At 72.3% G+C, this 13,675-nt stretch carries 14 protein-coding genes and 1 riboswitch; of the genes, 13 read left to right on the forward strand and 1 reads right to left on the reverse strand.

The features are described 5' to 3' along the window. Positions 1-73: 73 nt before the first annotated feature. From JT723_RS06820 to JT723_RS06845, 6 genes are all read left to right on the forward strand, one after another. Positions 74-400 (forward strand): DUF2469 domain-containing protein, encoded by a 327-nt coding sequence (locus JT723_RS06820; RefSeq protein WP_018562949.1) that lies wholly within the window; start codon positions 74-76, stop codon positions 398-400. Between the two features lie 88 nt (positions 401-488). Then, positions 489-851 carry a YraN family protein gene (locus JT723_RS06825; protein ID WP_205043548.1) on the forward strand — a complete coding sequence of 121 codons (363 nt, stop codon included), beginning with the start codon at positions 489-491 and terminating at the stop codon, positions 849-851. After that, positions 851-2,500: a YifB family Mg chelatase-like AAA ATPase gene (locus JT723_RS06830; RefSeq protein ID WP_205043549.1), complete on the forward strand. Its 1,650-nt coding sequence runs from the start codon at positions 851-853 to the stop codon at positions 2,498-2,500. Before JT723_RS06825 ends, JT723_RS06830 begins: the two co-directional genes overlap by 1 nt. Before the next feature lie 185 nt (positions 2,501-2,685). After that, entirely contained in the window at positions 2,686-4,017 is a 1,332-nt protein-coding gene (gene dprA, locus JT723_RS06835) for a DNA-processing protein DprA (protein ID WP_372441243.1), read from the forward strand. A 281-nt stretch (positions 4,018-4,298) separates the two neighbouring features. Beyond that, the gene (gene whiG / locus JT723_RS06840) at positions 4,299-5,135 is read left to right on the forward strand and encodes an RNA polymerase sigma factor WhiG (protein WP_205043550.1); all 837 of its coding nucleotides are present in this window, start codon (positions 4,299-4,301) and stop codon (positions 5,133-5,135) included. Positions 5,136-5,165: 30 nt separating this feature from the next. Continuing rightward, positions 5,166-5,747, forward strand: coding sequence for a TetR/AcrR family transcriptional regulator (locus JT723_RS06845; protein WP_205043551.1), 582 nt, complete (start codon positions 5,166-5,168; stop codon positions 5,745-5,747). A 28-nt stretch (positions 5,748-5,775) separates the two neighbouring features. Here the strand turns inward: JT723_RS06845 and JT723_RS06850 are convergent, their stop codons facing one another. Next, positions 5,776-6,333: a murein hydrolase activator EnvC family protein gene (locus JT723_RS06850; protein ID WP_240165157.1), complete on the reverse strand. Its 558-nt coding sequence runs from the start codon at positions 6,331-6,333 to the stop codon at positions 5,776-5,778. 265 nt (positions 6,334-6,598) lie between these two features. Here JT723_RS06850 and rpsB point away from each other — a divergent pair, with 265 nt between their 5' ends. From rpsB to JT723_RS06885, 7 genes are all read left to right on the forward strand, one after another. Continuing rightward, complete coding sequence (gene rpsB / locus JT723_RS06855; RefSeq protein ID WP_205043553.1) at positions 6,599-7,495, forward strand: 30S ribosomal protein S2; 897 nt, start codon at positions 6,599-6,601, stop codon at positions 7,493-7,495. A gap of 112 nt (positions 7,496-7,607) precedes the next feature. After that, entirely contained in the window at positions 7,608-8,444 is an 837-nt protein-coding gene (tsf, locus tag JT723_RS06860; protein WP_205043554.1) for a translation elongation factor Ts, read from the forward strand. 185 nt (positions 8,445-8,629) lie between these two features. After that, complete coding sequence (gene pyrH / locus JT723_RS06865) at positions 8,630-9,415, forward strand: UMP kinase (RefSeq protein ID WP_205043555.1); 786 nt, start codon at positions 8,630-8,632, stop codon at positions 9,413-9,415. Between the two features lie 114 nt (positions 9,416-9,529). Next, positions 9,530-10,087 (forward strand): ribosome recycling factor, encoded by a 558-nt coding sequence (gene frr, locus JT723_RS06870; protein ID WP_205043657.1) that lies wholly within the window; start codon positions 9,530-9,532, stop codon positions 10,085-10,087. An 88-nt stretch (positions 10,088-10,175) separates the two neighbouring features. After that, entirely contained in the window at positions 10,176-11,174 is a 999-nt protein-coding gene (locus JT723_RS06875) for a phosphatidate cytidylyltransferase (protein ID WP_205043556.1), read from the forward strand. 30 nt (positions 11,175-11,204) lie between these two features. Beyond that, positions 11,205-12,311: a dual-specificity RNA methyltransferase RlmN gene (rlmN, locus tag JT723_RS06880; protein ID WP_205043557.1), complete on the forward strand. Its 1,107-nt coding sequence runs from the start codon at positions 11,205-11,207 to the stop codon at positions 12,309-12,311. Positions 12,312-12,375: 64 nt separating this feature from the next. Then, a riboswitch (TPP riboswitch) is annotated at positions 12,376-12,504 on the forward strand. Continuing rightward, a complete protein-coding gene (locus tag JT723_RS06885) occupies positions 12,498-13,604 on the forward strand; it encodes a thiamine ABC transporter substrate-binding protein (RefSeq protein ID WP_205043558.1) in 1,107 nt (368 codons plus the stop codon). Its footprint overlaps the riboswitch before it by 7 nt. Positions 13,605-13,675 lie beyond the last annotated feature (71 nt).

Consider the following 13,675-nt stretch of genomic DNA (forward strand, 5'->3'; position numbering starts at 1 on the left):
CGCGGAACTTCCGCGCGGTCGTGAGACCGTGTGACGCACAATGGGGGAACGCACGGCTGAAGGGGAACACACGATGAGCGCCGAGGACCTCGAAAAGTACGAGACCGAGATGGAGCTGAAGCTCTACAGGGAGTACCGCGACGTCGTCGGCCTGTTCAAGTACGTGATCGAGACCGAACGGCGCTTCTACCTCACCAACGACTACGAGATGCAGGTGCACTCGGTGCAGGGCGAGGTGTTCTTCGAGGTCTCGATGGCCGATGCGTGGGTCTGGGACATGTACCGGCCCGCCCGGTTCGTCAAGCAGGTGCGGGTGCTCACGTTCAAGGACGTGAACATCGAGGAGCTGAACAAGGCGGATCTGGATCTGCCGTCGGACGACTCGGGCTTCAACGGCTGAGGGCCTTCAGAAGTTATCCACAGGCCGGCGAGCAAGATCATCTTGAGTGGGGCCACCTCTGTCACAGTGAGTGACGGAGGTGGTACGCATGAACGCACGAGGTGCGCTGGGGCGGTACGGCGAGGAGGTCGCCGTCCGCGCCCTGCAGGCAGCGGGCCTGACGGTCCTGGGGCGGAACTGGCGGCACGGCCGCGGCGGTGAGATCGACATCCTCGCGTCCGAGGGCGACGCCCTGGTGGTCTGCGAGGTCAAGACCCGGCGGGCCGGGCCGTTCCAGCACCCGATGGCGGCGCTGCCCCCGGCGAAGCTGGAGCGGCTGCGGTCGCTGGCCGAGCGATGGACCGCAGAGCGCGGCGGGGCGCCGCCGGGCGGGGTGCGGATCGACCTGGTCGGCGTGATCCTCCCCGACCGAGGTGCCCCCGCGGTCGAGCATGTGCGGGGGGTGGCGTGATGGGCTTCGCCCGTACGTGCTCGGTCGCGCTGATCGGCGTCGAGGGAGTGGTCGTCGAGGTCCAGGCCGACCTGGAACCCGGCCTCGCCGCCTTCACCCTGGTCGGCCTGCCCGACAAGAGCCTGGTCGAGAGCCGGGACCGGGTGCGCGCCGCCATCGTCAACAGCGGCGAGGCCTGGCCGCAGAAGAAGCTGACGGTGGGCCTCAGCCCGGCGTCCGTGCCCAAGGGCGGCTCGGGCTTCGACCTGGCGGTGGCCTGCGCGCTCCTCGCGGCGAACGAGCGGATCGCGCCCGCGTCGATCGCCGATCTGATGATGATCGGCGAGCTGGGCCTGGACGGCCGGGTCCGGCCGGTGCGCGGTGTGCTGCCCGCGGTGCTCGCGGCGGCCGAGGCCGGCTACCGGCAGGTCGTGGTCCCCGAGCGCACCACCGCGGAGGCGTCCCTGGTGCCGGACGTATCGGTGCTCGGGGTGCGCAGCCTGCGGCAGCTGGTGGCGGTGCTCAACGACGAGCCCGTCCCCGAGGAGGAGGACGACGGCCCCTACGGCCAGGGCCGCCCCGACCCGATGCTGGCCGGGCTCACCGCCCACGGCGGCGGGGTGGGCTCGGGACTGCCCGCGGGGCTGAGCGGCACCGGGTCCTGCCGCGGGGACGGCGACCGGCCCGCCGGTCCTGACCTGGCCGACGTGGCGGGCCAGTCCGCGGCCCGGCTCGCCCTGGAGATCGCCGCGGCGGGCTCACACCACCTGTACCTCAAAGGTCCGCCGGGAGCGGGCAAGACCATGCTGGCCGAGCGGCTGCCCGGCATCCTGCCTCCGCTGACCCGGCAGGAGTCCCTGGAGGTCACCGCCGTCCACTCGGTGGCCGGCATCCTCCCGGTGGGCCGCCCCCTGGTGGACACCCCGCCCTTCTGCGCCCCGCACCACTCGGCCACCATGCCCTCGCTGGTCGGCGGCGGCAGCGGACTGCCCAGACCCGGAGCGGTGTCGCTCGCGCACAGGGGAGTGCTCTTTCTCGACGAAGCGCCGGAATTCACCGTCAAGGCACTCGAAGCGCTGCGCCAACCGCTGGAGTCCGGGCATGTCGTGGTGGCCCGCTCGGCCGGCGTGATACGGCTGCCGGCCCACTTCATGCTGGTGCTCGCGGCGAACCCCTGCCCCTGCGGGCGCTATTCACTGCTGGGCGCCGGGTGCGAGTGCTCACCGACGGCGGTGCGCCGCTACCAGGCCAGGCTGTCCGGGCCGCTGCTCGACCGGGTGGACCTGCGGGTCGAGGTCGAGGCGGTCAGCCGCTCCGAGCTGATCGGCCGCGGCCCTGGGGAGAGCACCGCGGTCGTCGCCGCCCGGGTGCGGGAGGCCCGGGCGCGGGCCGCCGCCCGCTACGCCGGCACCCCGTGGAGTGCCAACGGCGACGTCCCCGGGCACGAGCTGCGCACCCGCTGGCCGGTCGCCCCGGGCGCCATGCACCCGGCCGAGCGGGACATGGAGCGCGGGCTGCTCACCGCCCGCGGCCTCGACCGCGTCCTGCGGGTCGCCTGGACCCTTGCCGACCTGGCAGGCCACGACCGCCCCGACGTCGAGGACGTCAGAGCCGCACTCCACCTGCGCACCGGCGTCAGCCGCGGCCCGACCCCGGCCGGCACCCGATGAGCCGGCAGGTGCCGGACCCGGGCGGGCCGGACCCGGGCGGGGCGGATGTGGGCGAGCCCGGCCCGGGCGAGGTGGGCGTGGGCGAGCCGGAGGTGGGCGCCCCAGAATCGTGCGAGCCCGGCCCGAGGGTGCCCGACGCGGCCGAGGGGGACGCGGCACAGTCGGGCGTGGCCGGGGTGGCGCCTGTGAGCGAGCCCGGCCCGGGCGGGGCGTATCTGGGCGAGCCCGATGCGGGGGTGCCCGACGCGGGCGCCGGGCTGGGCCGGAGGCCGGTGCGCGGGAGGTTGCGCGGGCAGGAGGGGCTGGTCGAGGAGTTGCGCTGGGCCTACCGGAGCGGGGGTGAGGGCGGGGCGGCGGCCGAGGGGCTGGCGGAGTGCACCGGGTGGGAGGAGCGGTTGGCCAGGGCGGCGCTGACCAGGATCGCCGACCCGGGGGATGAGGTGATGGGGCGGGCGATACGCGACCGCGGGGTGCAGGGTGCGCTGCGGGCGGCCCGCGGCGGGCGCCGGCTGCCGGGGGCGAGCCCGCGGCGGACCGCCTCCTACGCCCGGCGGGCGGCCCGCGCCGACCCGATCGCCGACCTGGCCGCCGCCCACCGGGCAGGTGCGCGCTTCGTCTGCCCCGGCGACGGGGACTGGCCGGGCCAGCTCGACGACCTCGGGCCGCAACGCCCCTTCGGGCTGTGGGTGCGCGGGCGGCCGTCACTGCGGCTGTGGGCGCTGCGGTCGGTCGCCGTGGTGGGGGCCAGGGCCTGCACGGACTACGGCGCCCACATGGCCGCGGAGCTGGGCGCGGGGCTGGCCAGGGCAGGCTGGGTGGTGGTGTCCGGCGCCGCCTACGGGGTGGACGGCGTGGTGCACCGCAGCGCCCTGGCGGAGGGCGGCGCGACCATCGGGGTGGTGGCCTGCGGGGTGGACGTGGCCTATCCGCCGGGCAATGCCGAGCTGATCGGGCGGATCGCCGCCGCCGGGCTGCTGGTCGGCGAGCTGCCGCCCGGCGAACACCCGACCAGGAGCCGGTTCGTGTTGCGCAACCGGGTCATCGCCGCCCTGACCCGCGGCACGGTGGTGGTCGAGGCCCGCTACCGCAGCGGTTCGCTGATCACCGCCCGCAGGGCGGCGGCGCTGGGCCGGGTGACCATGGGGGTGCCGGGGCCGTGCACCAGCGGGCTGTCGGAAGGGGTGCACGAACTGCTGCGCGGGGGAGCGGCGCTGGTGACGGACGCGGCCGAAGTCGTGGAGCTGGTCGGCGAGATCGGCGCCGACCTGGCACCGCTGCGGCGCGGCCCGGTGCTGCCCCGCGACCTGCTCGGCCCTGCGGCGGCCCGGGTGCTGGAGATGCTGCCCGGCCGGGGTGCGGTGGACGTGCGGGAGATCGCCGAGGCCGCCGGGGCCACCTGCGACGACACGCTGAGCAGGCTCTACGAATTGCAGGCGCTCGGCTTCGTCGAACGGCTGGACGGGAGGTGGCAGTTGGTCCGTACCGCAGGGGACGGCCGCGCACAGCACGCCGGTTGACGCGGCGGCTACACCATCAGGTGACAGCGGAAGCCCATGACCTGGGGGAATCGCCGGAGGCGGAGCCGGGGCCGCCGGCGCACCCCATGATGGCTCGATGCGGACGTCCGGCGGCCCCGGCGTCCGGCGCCGCGAGCGGCCGGCGTCCACGCACCCGTAGAGGAACGTATCTGCGCATGTCCCATACGGAGGATGTAGCAATAAGCGACACTATGGTCACGCTACGCTCTCGGAGGCTCGATTTCCCGTCCACGTCACGGCAGAACGGCGCACAAAGACGCATGCCCCAGTACACCCCCGGGTCCGAACGGGCGACGGCCGCGACCACCGCCCCCGCTGCCCCTCGGCCCGCCGCCCCCACATCGCTGGACGCGCTGTGGCGGACCTACAAGTCCACGGGGGACGCGCGGCTGCGCGAGCAGCTGATCCTGCACTACTCGCCGCTGGTGAAATACGTCGCCGGCCGGGTCAGCGTGGGGCTGCCGGCCAACGTCGAGCAGGCGGACTTCGTCTCCTCGGGCGTGTTCGGGCTGATCGACGCGATCGAGAAGTTCGACCCGGACCGTGCCATCAAGTTCGAGACCTACGCGATCACCAGGATCCGCGGCGCCATGATCGACGAGCTGCGCGCCCTGGACTGGATCCCGCGCTCGGTGCGGCAGAAGGCCAGGGCGGTCGAGCGGGCGTACGCGACCCTGGAGGCCAAGCTCCGGCGCACCCCCAGCGAACCCGAGGTCGCCGCCGAGATGGGCGTCGGGCTTGAGGAGCTGCACGGCGTCTTCAGCGCCCTGTCGCTGGCCAACGTGGTGGCGCTTGAGGAGCTGCTGCACGTCGGCGCGGACAGCGGCGACCGGCTCAGCCTGGTGGACACCCTGGAGGACACCGGCGCCGACAACCCGGTCGAGGTCGCCGAGGACCGCGAGCTGCGCCGGCTGCTCGCCCGCGCCGTCAACACCCTGCCCGAGCGGGAGAAGACCGTCGTCACCCTCTACTACTACGAAGGCCTGACGCTCGCCGAGATCGGCCAGGTCCTCGGTGTCACCGAGAGCCGGGTCAGCCAGATCCACACCAAGTCGGTGCTTCAACTGCGGGCAAAGCTCGCCGACGTCGGCCGCTGAGCGCCCCCGCGCACTGTCTACAGTGGTGGGATGCCCAGGATTCGAGCGGCCTCGGTGGCCGAACACCGCACGATGCAGCGCCGGGCCCTGCTGGACGCCGCCCGCGCACTGCTGTCCGAGGGCGGCACCGAGGCACTGACCTTCCCCGCCCTGGCCGAGCGGACCGGGCTGGCCCGCTCTTCGGTCTACGAGTACTTCCGCTCCCGGGCCGCGGTCGTCGAGGAGCTGTGCGCGGTCGACTTCCCGGTCTGGGCCGCCGAGGTGGAGTCTGCGATGGAGTCCGCCGACACCGCCGAGGGCCGCATCGAGGCGTATGTCCGCAGCCAGCTCGCCCTGGTCGGGGACCGCAGGCACCGCGCCGTCGCGGCGATCTCCGCGGGCGAGTTGGACCCCGGCGCACGGGAGAAGATCCGCGCCGCCCACGGCGGGCTGGTCGCCATGGTGGTCGCCGCGCTCTCCGACCTCGGCCACGAGGAGCCGCGGCTGACCGCGATGCTGCTGCAGGGCGTGGTCGACGCGGCGGTCCGCCGGATCGAGCTGGGCGCCGCCGAGGACCCCGAGCGGATCACCCGGGCCGCGATATCCATGGCCCTGCGCGGCGTCACTGGCTGACCCCGCCCCGCCCCCCGTGTGCGCCGGCTCACGCCGGCGCCGGGACCCCGCGGACGGGCAGCAGCCGCGACGGGCCGGACCGGCGTATCCACGACGGCAGCAAAGACAGCGGGTCCAGATAGGCGTCGCCGCCCGGCCCCGAGCTGATCAGCCCCCAGTGCAGGCAGCTGGCCGGGCAGTGCGCGAGCCCGCCGTCGAGCACCCCGACCTGCTGCCCCGCCGCCACCTGCGCGCCCACCGGCACCGTCGCGCGCACCGGCTCGTAACTGACCCGCAGGCCCGGGCCGATCCGCAGGACCAGCACCCCCGTGCCGCCCACCCGCCCCGCGAAGACCACCTCGCCCGGCGCCGCGGCCCGTACCGCCGCACCGGGTCCCGCCCGCAGGTCCACCCCGCGGTGCCCGGCGCCCCAGCCCGTCGCGGGCGGTGCGAAGGCCCGCAGTACCGCCGGCCGCCCGCGCGGACCGTGCCCGGAGACCGGCCAGCTCCTGCCGCCCTGCGGCACCGCCTCGCGTGGCGGCGCGGTGCCGCCCGCGCCCGCCAGCAGTACCGCGACCACCGTCCACCACATCGCCGTGAATGCCATGACACGACGATCCCGCATTCCGGCCGCAAGAGATGATCATGGTCGTAGCCTGTGGATAACTCGGGTGTCGCCGGTGGCTCCGCCGGTCCCGTACACTTTCTCTGGCGATCCGGGTCACCGGGTCGACTTCGCACGCCCCGCCACCCACTCCCCTCACCGGGACGGTGGCCGCGCCCCTCGGTCCCTCGTGGCACGGCGCGCCGGGGCGTCAGGCGCGACCGCCGTCCGGCGGCCGCGGTAACCGAGCACATCAAGGAGTACGGCCATGGCCGTCGTCACGATGCGGGAGCTGCTCGAAAGCGGCGTCCACTTCGGGCACCAGACCCGTCGCTGGAACCCGAAGATGAAGCGCTTCATCTTCACCGAGCGCAACGGCATCTACATCATCGACCTGCTCCAGTCGCTGTCGTACATCGACCGCGCCTACGAGTTCGTCAAGGAGACCGTCGCGCACGGCGGCTCCATCATGTTCGTCGGCACCAAGAAGCAGGCGCAGGAGGCCATCGCCGAGCAGGCCTCGCGCGTCGGCATGCCCTACGTCAACCAGCGCTGGCTGGGCGGCATGCTCACCAACTTCTCGACCGTCTACAAGCGCCTGCAGCGCCTGAAGGAGCTCGAGGAGATCGACTTCGAGGATGTGGCCGCGTCCGGCCTCACCAAGAAGGAGCTGCTGGTCCTCTCCCGCGAGAAGGACAAGCTGGAGAAGACCCTGGGCGGCATCCGCGAGATGCAGAAGGTGCCTAGCGCGGTGTGGATCGTCGACACCAAGAAGGAGCACATCGCCGTCGGTGAGGCGCGCAAGCTCCGCATTCCGGTGGTCGCGATCCTCGACACCAACTGCGACCCCGACGAGGTCGACTACAAGATCCCGGGCAACGACGACGCGATCCGCTCCGTCACGCTGCTCACCCGCGTGATCGCCGACGCCGTCGCCGAGGGCCTGATCGCCCGCTCCGGCGCCGCGCTCAGCGACAAGAAGGCCGAGGGCGCCCCCGCGGAGCCGCTGGCCGAGTGGGAGCGTGACCTGCTCGAGGGCGAGAAGAAGGCCGACGACGCGACCGAGGCGGCACCCGCTGCCGAGGCTCCCGCCACCGAGGCCCCGGCGACCGAGGCCCCGGCCGCGGACGCGCCGGCCGCCGAGGGCGACGCCGAGCAGGCCTGACCAGGCGCCGGCGGCCCGCAGCCGCCGGGCACCACGCGTGACGACGGCGGGGGCAGATGCCCCCGCCGTCCACCCGTAGATCCACCGACCATTCGGGAAGAGACTCAAACCCATGGCGAACTTCACCGCCGCTGACGTCAAGAAGCTCCGCGAGCTGACCGCCGCGGGCATGATGGACTGCAAGAACGCCCTTGTGGAGGCCGAAGGCGACCTGGACAAGGCCGTCGAGATCCTTCGGGTCAAGGGCCAGAAGGGTGTCACCAAGCGCGAGGGCCGCTCGGCCTCCAACGGCGCCGTGGTGTCCCTGATCGCCGACGACAACTCCGAGGGCGTACTCGTCGAGCTGAAGTGCGAGACCGACTTCGTCGCCAAGGGCGACAAGTTCGTCGCCGTCGCCGACGCCGTCGCCGCCCACGTGGCGAGCGTCAAGCCGGCCGACATCGACGTGCTGCTCGCCTCCGAGATCAAGCCGGGCCAGACCGTGCAGGCCTTCGTCGACGAGGCGAACGCCACCCTCGGCGAGAAGATCGTGCTCGACCGCTTCGCGCAGTTCACCGGCGGCTACGTGGCCTCCTACCTGCACCGCACCAGCCCGGACCTGCCCCCGCAGGTCGGCGTGCTGGTCGAGCTGGACAAGGCCGACGCGCAGACCGCCAAGGACGTCGCCCAGCACATCGCCGCGTTCGCGCCGAAGTACCTGACCCGCGACGAGATCGACGCGGAGACGGTCGAGAACGAGCGCCGCGTCGCCGAGGCCACCGCCCGCGAGGAGGGCAAGCCCGACGCCGCCCTGCCGCGCATCGTCGAGGGCCGGGTGAACGGCTTCTTCAAGGAGAACGTCGTCCTGGAGCAGTCGTTCGCCAAGGACGCCAAGAAGACCGTCCAGAAGGTGCTCGACGAGGCCGGTGTGAAGCTCGTGCGCTTCGCCCGCTTCCGCGTCGGCGTCTGACCGCCACACCCGCAGGCCGGCAGCGGCTGCCACCGGGCAGCGAACGCCCCGCGGCCCCGCTAGGGTCGTAGGCGGTCGGCCCCCCCGCCGGCCGGCCGCAGATGTGACAAGGAGGCCATTGCCGTACCGGGAACCCACAAGGACCCACGGCAATGGCCTCCTTTGTACGTGCACGAGGAGACTCCATGAACGAAGCCGCCGCACAGGCCCCGACCAGCGCACCCGGCTCCGCCGGCAGCGGCGCCGGCCGGCGCCGCCGATTCCTGCTCAAGCTGTCGGGTGAGGCGTTCGCCGGCGGCGGCGGCCTCGGCGTCGACCCCGACGTCGTGCACGCCATCGCCCGCGAGGTCGCCGCGGTCGTCGCGGACGGCTACGAGATCGCCCTCGTCGTCGGCGGCGGCAACTTCTTCCGCGGCGCGGAACTGCAGCAGCGCGGCATGGACCGGGCACGCTCGGACTACATGGGCATGCTCGGCACCGTCATGAACTGCCTGGCACTCCAGGACTTCCTGGAGAAGGAGGGCGTCGAGACCCGGGTGCAGACCGCGATCACCATGGGCCAGGTCGCGGAGCCGTACATCCCGCTGCGGGCGGTACGGCACCTGGAGAAGGGCCGCGTGGTGATCTTCGGCGCTGGTATGGGCATGCCGTACTTCTCCACCGACACCACCGCGGCCCAGCGCGCCCTGGAGATCGACGCGTCCGCGATGCTGATGGGCAAGAACGGCGTGGACGGCGTCTACGACTCCGACCCCAAGCTGAACCCGGCGGCGGTCAAGTTCGACGCCCTGGAGTACGGCGAGGTCATCGCCCGCGACCTGCGGGTCGCCGACCTCACCGCCATCACCCTGTGCCAGGACAACAAGCTGCCGATCCTGGTCTTCGAGCTGCTCGCCGAGGGCAACATCGCGCGGGCGGTGAAGGGTGAGAAGATCGGCACACTGGTCAACACCCAGGGCACCCGGGACTAGTCGCAACCCGCCACGGGGGATGGACAACACGCTGCCGGTCGGACACCGTGCAGAGCAGACGCACGCAGGGGCCGCGCCTCCAGGGCTCCGCCTTCTGAATACCAGGAGCACATGGTGATTGAAGAAACCCTCCTCGAAGCCGAGGAGAAGATGGAGAAGGCTGTCGCCGTCGCCAAGGACGACTTCGCGGCGATCCGCACCGGCCGTGCGCACCCGGCGATGTTCAACAAGATCGTGGCCGAGTACTACGGCGCCGTCACCCCGATCAACCAGCTGGCCTCGTTCGCGGTGCCCGAGCCGCGGATGGCGGTGATCACCCCCTTCGACAGCAGCAGCCTGCGCAACATCGAGGAGGCGATCCGCAACTCCGACCTCGGTGTCAACCCGAGCAACGACGGCCGTATCATCCGGGTGGTCTTCCCGCAGCTCACCGAGGAGCGCCGGCGGGAGTACATCAAGGTCGCCAAGACCAAGGGCGAGGACGCCAAGATCTCCATCCGCAGCATCCGCCGCAAGGCGAAGGAGACCCTGGACAAGATGGTCAAGGACGGCGACACCGGCGAGGACGAGGTGCGCCGCGCGGAGAAGGAGCTGGACGACACCACCGCGAAGTACGTCGCGCAGGTCGACGAACTGCTCAAGCACAAGGAAGCCGAGCTGCTGGAGGTCTGACCTCCCGGCCCGCTCCCGGCACCCGCCGCCAGGACCCCGCCCGGGTCCCGGCTCTCACCACCCCGACGACGACGCGAGGCGAAGCTCAGTGAACGACTCTTCCTGGGGCGCTTCGCCACGCGCCGGCCACTGGGGAGCGCCCGAGGACACGGTCACGGCCACGGCGGGTTCCGCCGCGGAAAGCGGCACCAGGGGGAAGACTCCTCCTATGCCACCGCCACCCCCGGCCTCGGCGCCCCAGCCGCCGCCGCAGCCTCCCGCCCCAGCGAAGAAGTCCGCGGGGCGGAACCTCCAGGCCGCGATAGGGGTCGGGGTCGGGCTGGGCGTGATCGTCCTGGCCGCCCTCTTCATCGTCAAGGCGGTCTTCGTCGGCGTCGTCGTGGCCGCCGTGGTCGTCGGCCTGTGGGAGCTGACCTCGCGGCTCGCCGAGCGCAAGGGCATCCGTGCCCCGCTGATCCCGCTCGCGGTCGGCGGGGCCGCCATGGTGGTCGCCGGCTACCTGCGGGGCGCCGACGGCGCCTGGGTGGCGATGGCGCTCACCTCGCTCGCCGTCCTGGTGTGGCGGATGACCGAGCCCCCGCACGGCTACCTCAGGGACGTCACCGCAGGCGTCTTCGCCGCCTTCTACGTGCCGTTCCTGGCCACCTTCGTGGTGATGATGCTCGCCGCGGACGACGGCCCGCGCCGGGTCCTGGTCTTCCTGCTGCTCACCGTGATCAGCGACACCGGCGCGTACGCGGTCGGCTGGCGCTTCGGCCGCCGCAAGCTCGCCCCGCGCATCAGCCCGGGCAAGACCCGGGAGGGCCTGCTCGGCGCCATCACCTTCGCCATGGTCGCCGGCGCCCTGCTCATGCAGTACGTCATCGACGGCGGCCACTGGTGGCAGGGCCTGCTGCTGGGCCTGGCCGCGGCCGTCAGCGCCACCCTCGGCGACCTCGGCGAGTCCATGATCAAACGCGACCTCGACATCAAGGACATGGGCACCCTGCTCCCGGGCCACGGCGGCATCATGGACCGCCTCGACAGCCTGCTCCCCACCGCCCCGGTGGTGTGGCTGCTCCTGGTCGCCTTCGTCGGCAAGGGCTGACCCCGCGGAGTCTGCGACACTGGGGGAATCATGCCTGCACCCGGAGAACTCACCTTTGCCGTGCCGCGCGGGGCCAAGAAGCCCCCGCGGCATCTTGCGGACCTCTCGCCCGCCGAGCGACGTGAGGCGGTGGCCGCGCTCGGGGAGAAGCCCTTCCGGGCCAAGCAGCTGTCGCAGCACTACTTCGCGCGGTATGCCGACGACCCGGCCGCGTGGACGGACATCCCGGCGGCGGCCCGCGGAAAGCTGGCAGAGGACCTGCTGCCCGAGCTGATGACCGTGGTGCGGCACGCCACGTGCGACGACGGAGACACCCGCAAGACGCTGTGGAAGCTCTTCGACGGGACGCTCGTCGAGTCGGTGCTGATGCGGTATCCCGACCGGGTCACCATGTGCATCTCGTCACAGGCCGGCTGCGGCATGAACTGCCCCTTCTGCGCGACGGGGCAGGCGGGCCTGGACCGGAACCTGTCGACCGCCGAGATCGTGCACCAGATCGTGGCCGGCATGAAGTCGCTGCGCGACGGCGAGGTCCCGGGCGGGGCGGCCCGGCTGTCGAACATCGTCTTCATGGGCATGGGCGAGCCGCTGGCCAACTACAAGCGGGTCGTCGGCGCCATCCGCCGGCTCACCGACCCCGAGCCCGACGGCCTGGGCCTGTCGCAGCGCGGCATCACCGTCTCCACGGTGGGCCTGGTGCCGGCGATGTACCGCTTCGCCGACGAGGGCTTCAAGTGCCGCCTGGCGGTGTCGCTGCACGCCCCGGACGACGAGCTGCGCGACACCCTGGTGCCGGTCAACACCCGCTGGAAGGTCCGCGAGGTGCTGGACGCCGCCTGGCACTACGCCGAGGTCTCCGGGCGCCGGATCTCCGTGGAGTACGCGCTGATCCGCGACGTGAACGACCAGGCGTGGCGGGCCGACCGGCTGGGCAGGCTGCTGAAGAACCACCGCGTGCACGTCAACCTGATCCCGCTCAACCCGACGCCGGGCTCGAAGTGGACGGCGTCCAGGCCGCAGGACGAGCGGGCCTTCGTGGCCGCGCTCGAGGCGCACGGTGTGCCGGTGACGGTACGGGACACCCGCGGCCAGGAGATCGACGGCGCCTGCGGGCAGCTCGCGGCAGCCGAGCGCTGACCTGCTGCTATCGTACGGTCGGCGACCGGCGGCAGACATACCGTCGTACGGTCGTACAACAGAACATTTCCGACAGGGGAGCGCCTGAGACGGCGCTGAGAGTGCGGCGAGGGATCTGACCGAGGATCCCAGGCCGCAGACCCTCCCACCTGATCCGGGTCATGCCGGCGTAGGGAGTCACAGACGATGAGAACCACAGCTCGGCGTGCCATGGGCGCGCTGGCCCTCGCCACCGCCGCCGCCATCGTGCTGGCCGCGTGCGGCAGCGACAGCAAGGACAAGGGCGGCGACAAGGCCGCGGGGGACTCCGGCTCGAAGACCGTCACCCTGGTCAGCCACGACTCCTTCGCCGCCTCGAAGTCCGTGCTCGCGGAATTCACCAAGGAGACCGGCTACACGGTCAAGGTGCTGCGCGGCGGCGACGCGGGCGCGGCTGTCAACCAGGCCATCCTGACCAAGGACCACCCGCGCGGCGACGTCTTCTTCGGCGTCGACAACACCCTGCTGTCCCGGGCGCTCGACAACGGCCTGTTCACGCCGTACACGGCCAAGGACCTCGGCCAGGTGCCCGCCGGGCTGCAGCTCGACGCGGGCAAGCACCGCGTCACCCCGATCGACTCGGGTGCGGTGTGCGTGAACTACGACCGCGGCTACTTCACCGCCCACCACCTGGCGCCGCCGCAGAGCTTCGCCGACCTGGTCAAGCCCGCCTACAAGAACCTGCTGGTCACCGAGAACGTCTCGACGTCCTCGCCGGGCCTGGCCTTCCTGCTGGGCACCGCGGCCACCTACGGCGACGGCGGATGGCAGGGCTACTGGAAGCAGCTCAAGAGCAACGGCGTCGAGGTCGTCGACAGCTGGGAGCAGGCCTACAACGACCGCTTCTCCGGCTCCTCGGCAGGCAAGCAGGCCAAGGGCGACCGGCCGCTGGTCGTCTCCTACGCCTCAAGCCCGCCCGCCGAGGTCGTCGGCGTCACCCCCGAGCCCGCGCAGTCACCCGTGGGGGTGGCCACCGGCACCTGCTTCCAGCAGATCGAGTTCGCCGGTCTGCTGCACGGCGCCAAGAACACCGCGGGCGGCCAGGCGCTGATCGACTTCATGCTCGGCAAGGCCTTCCAGGAGGACATGCCGCTGCAGATGTACGTCGACCCGGTCCGCAAGGACGCGGCCCTGCCGCCGGTCTTCACCAAGTACGGCGCGACGGTCGACCACCCCGCGACGATGCCGCCCGACAAGATCGCCGCCGACCGCGACGACTGGGTCGGCTCGTGGAATTCGATCGTCCTGAAGTGAGCGCACGGTGAGCGCGCTGCGGACGGCGTACGGCCGCGGCGCCCGCACACCCCGCGGCACCGCACACCCCG

This window comes from Actinacidiphila bryophytorum (assembly GCF_016916835.1).
GTDB classification, from domain to species: domain Bacteria; phylum Actinomycetota; class Actinomycetes; order Streptomycetales; family Streptomycetaceae; genus Actinacidiphila; species Actinacidiphila bryophytorum.

What these genes read in the sequence shown, in the direction of transcription:
- JT723_RS06820 (WP_018562949.1), top strand. Translation starts at nt 74, where the DNA reads ATGAGCGCCGAGGACCTCGAAAAGTACGAGACCGAGATGGAGCTGAAG.
- JT723_RS06825 (WP_205043548.1), top strand. Translation starts at nt 489, where the DNA reads ATGAACGCACGAGGTGCGCTGGGGCGGTACGGCGAGGAGGTCGCCGTC.
- JT723_RS06830 (WP_205043549.1), top strand. Translation starts at nt 851, where the DNA reads ATGGGCTTCGCCCGTACGTGCTCGGTCGCGCTGATCGGCGTCGAGGGA.
- whiG (WP_205043550.1), top strand. Translation starts at nt 4,299, where the DNA reads ATGCCCCAGTACACCCCCGGGTCCGAACGGGCGACGGCCGCGACCACC.
- JT723_RS06845 (WP_205043551.1), top strand. Translation starts at nt 5,166, where the DNA reads ATGCCCAGGATTCGAGCGGCCTCGGTGGCCGAACACCGCACGATGCAG.
- JT723_RS06850 (WP_240165157.1), bottom strand. Translation starts at nt 6,333, where the DNA reads ATGGCATTCACGGCGATGTGGTGGACGGTGGTCGCGGTACTGCTGGCG.
- rpsB (WP_205043553.1), top strand. Translation starts at nt 6,599, where the DNA reads ATGGCCGTCGTCACGATGCGGGAGCTGCTCGAAAGCGGCGTCCACTTC.
- tsf (WP_205043554.1), top strand. Translation starts at nt 7,608, where the DNA reads ATGGCGAACTTCACCGCCGCTGACGTCAAGAAGCTCCGCGAGCTGACC.
- pyrH (WP_205043555.1), top strand. Translation starts at nt 8,630, where the DNA reads ATGAACGAAGCCGCCGCACAGGCCCCGACCAGCGCACCCGGCTCCGCC.
- rlmN (WP_205043557.1), top strand. Translation starts at nt 11,205, where the DNA reads ATGCCTGCACCCGGAGAACTCACCTTTGCCGTGCCGCGCGGGGCCAAG.
- JT723_RS06885 (WP_205043558.1), top strand. Translation starts at nt 12,498, where the DNA reads ATGAGAACCACAGCTCGGCGTGCCATGGGCGCGCTGGCCCTCGCCACC.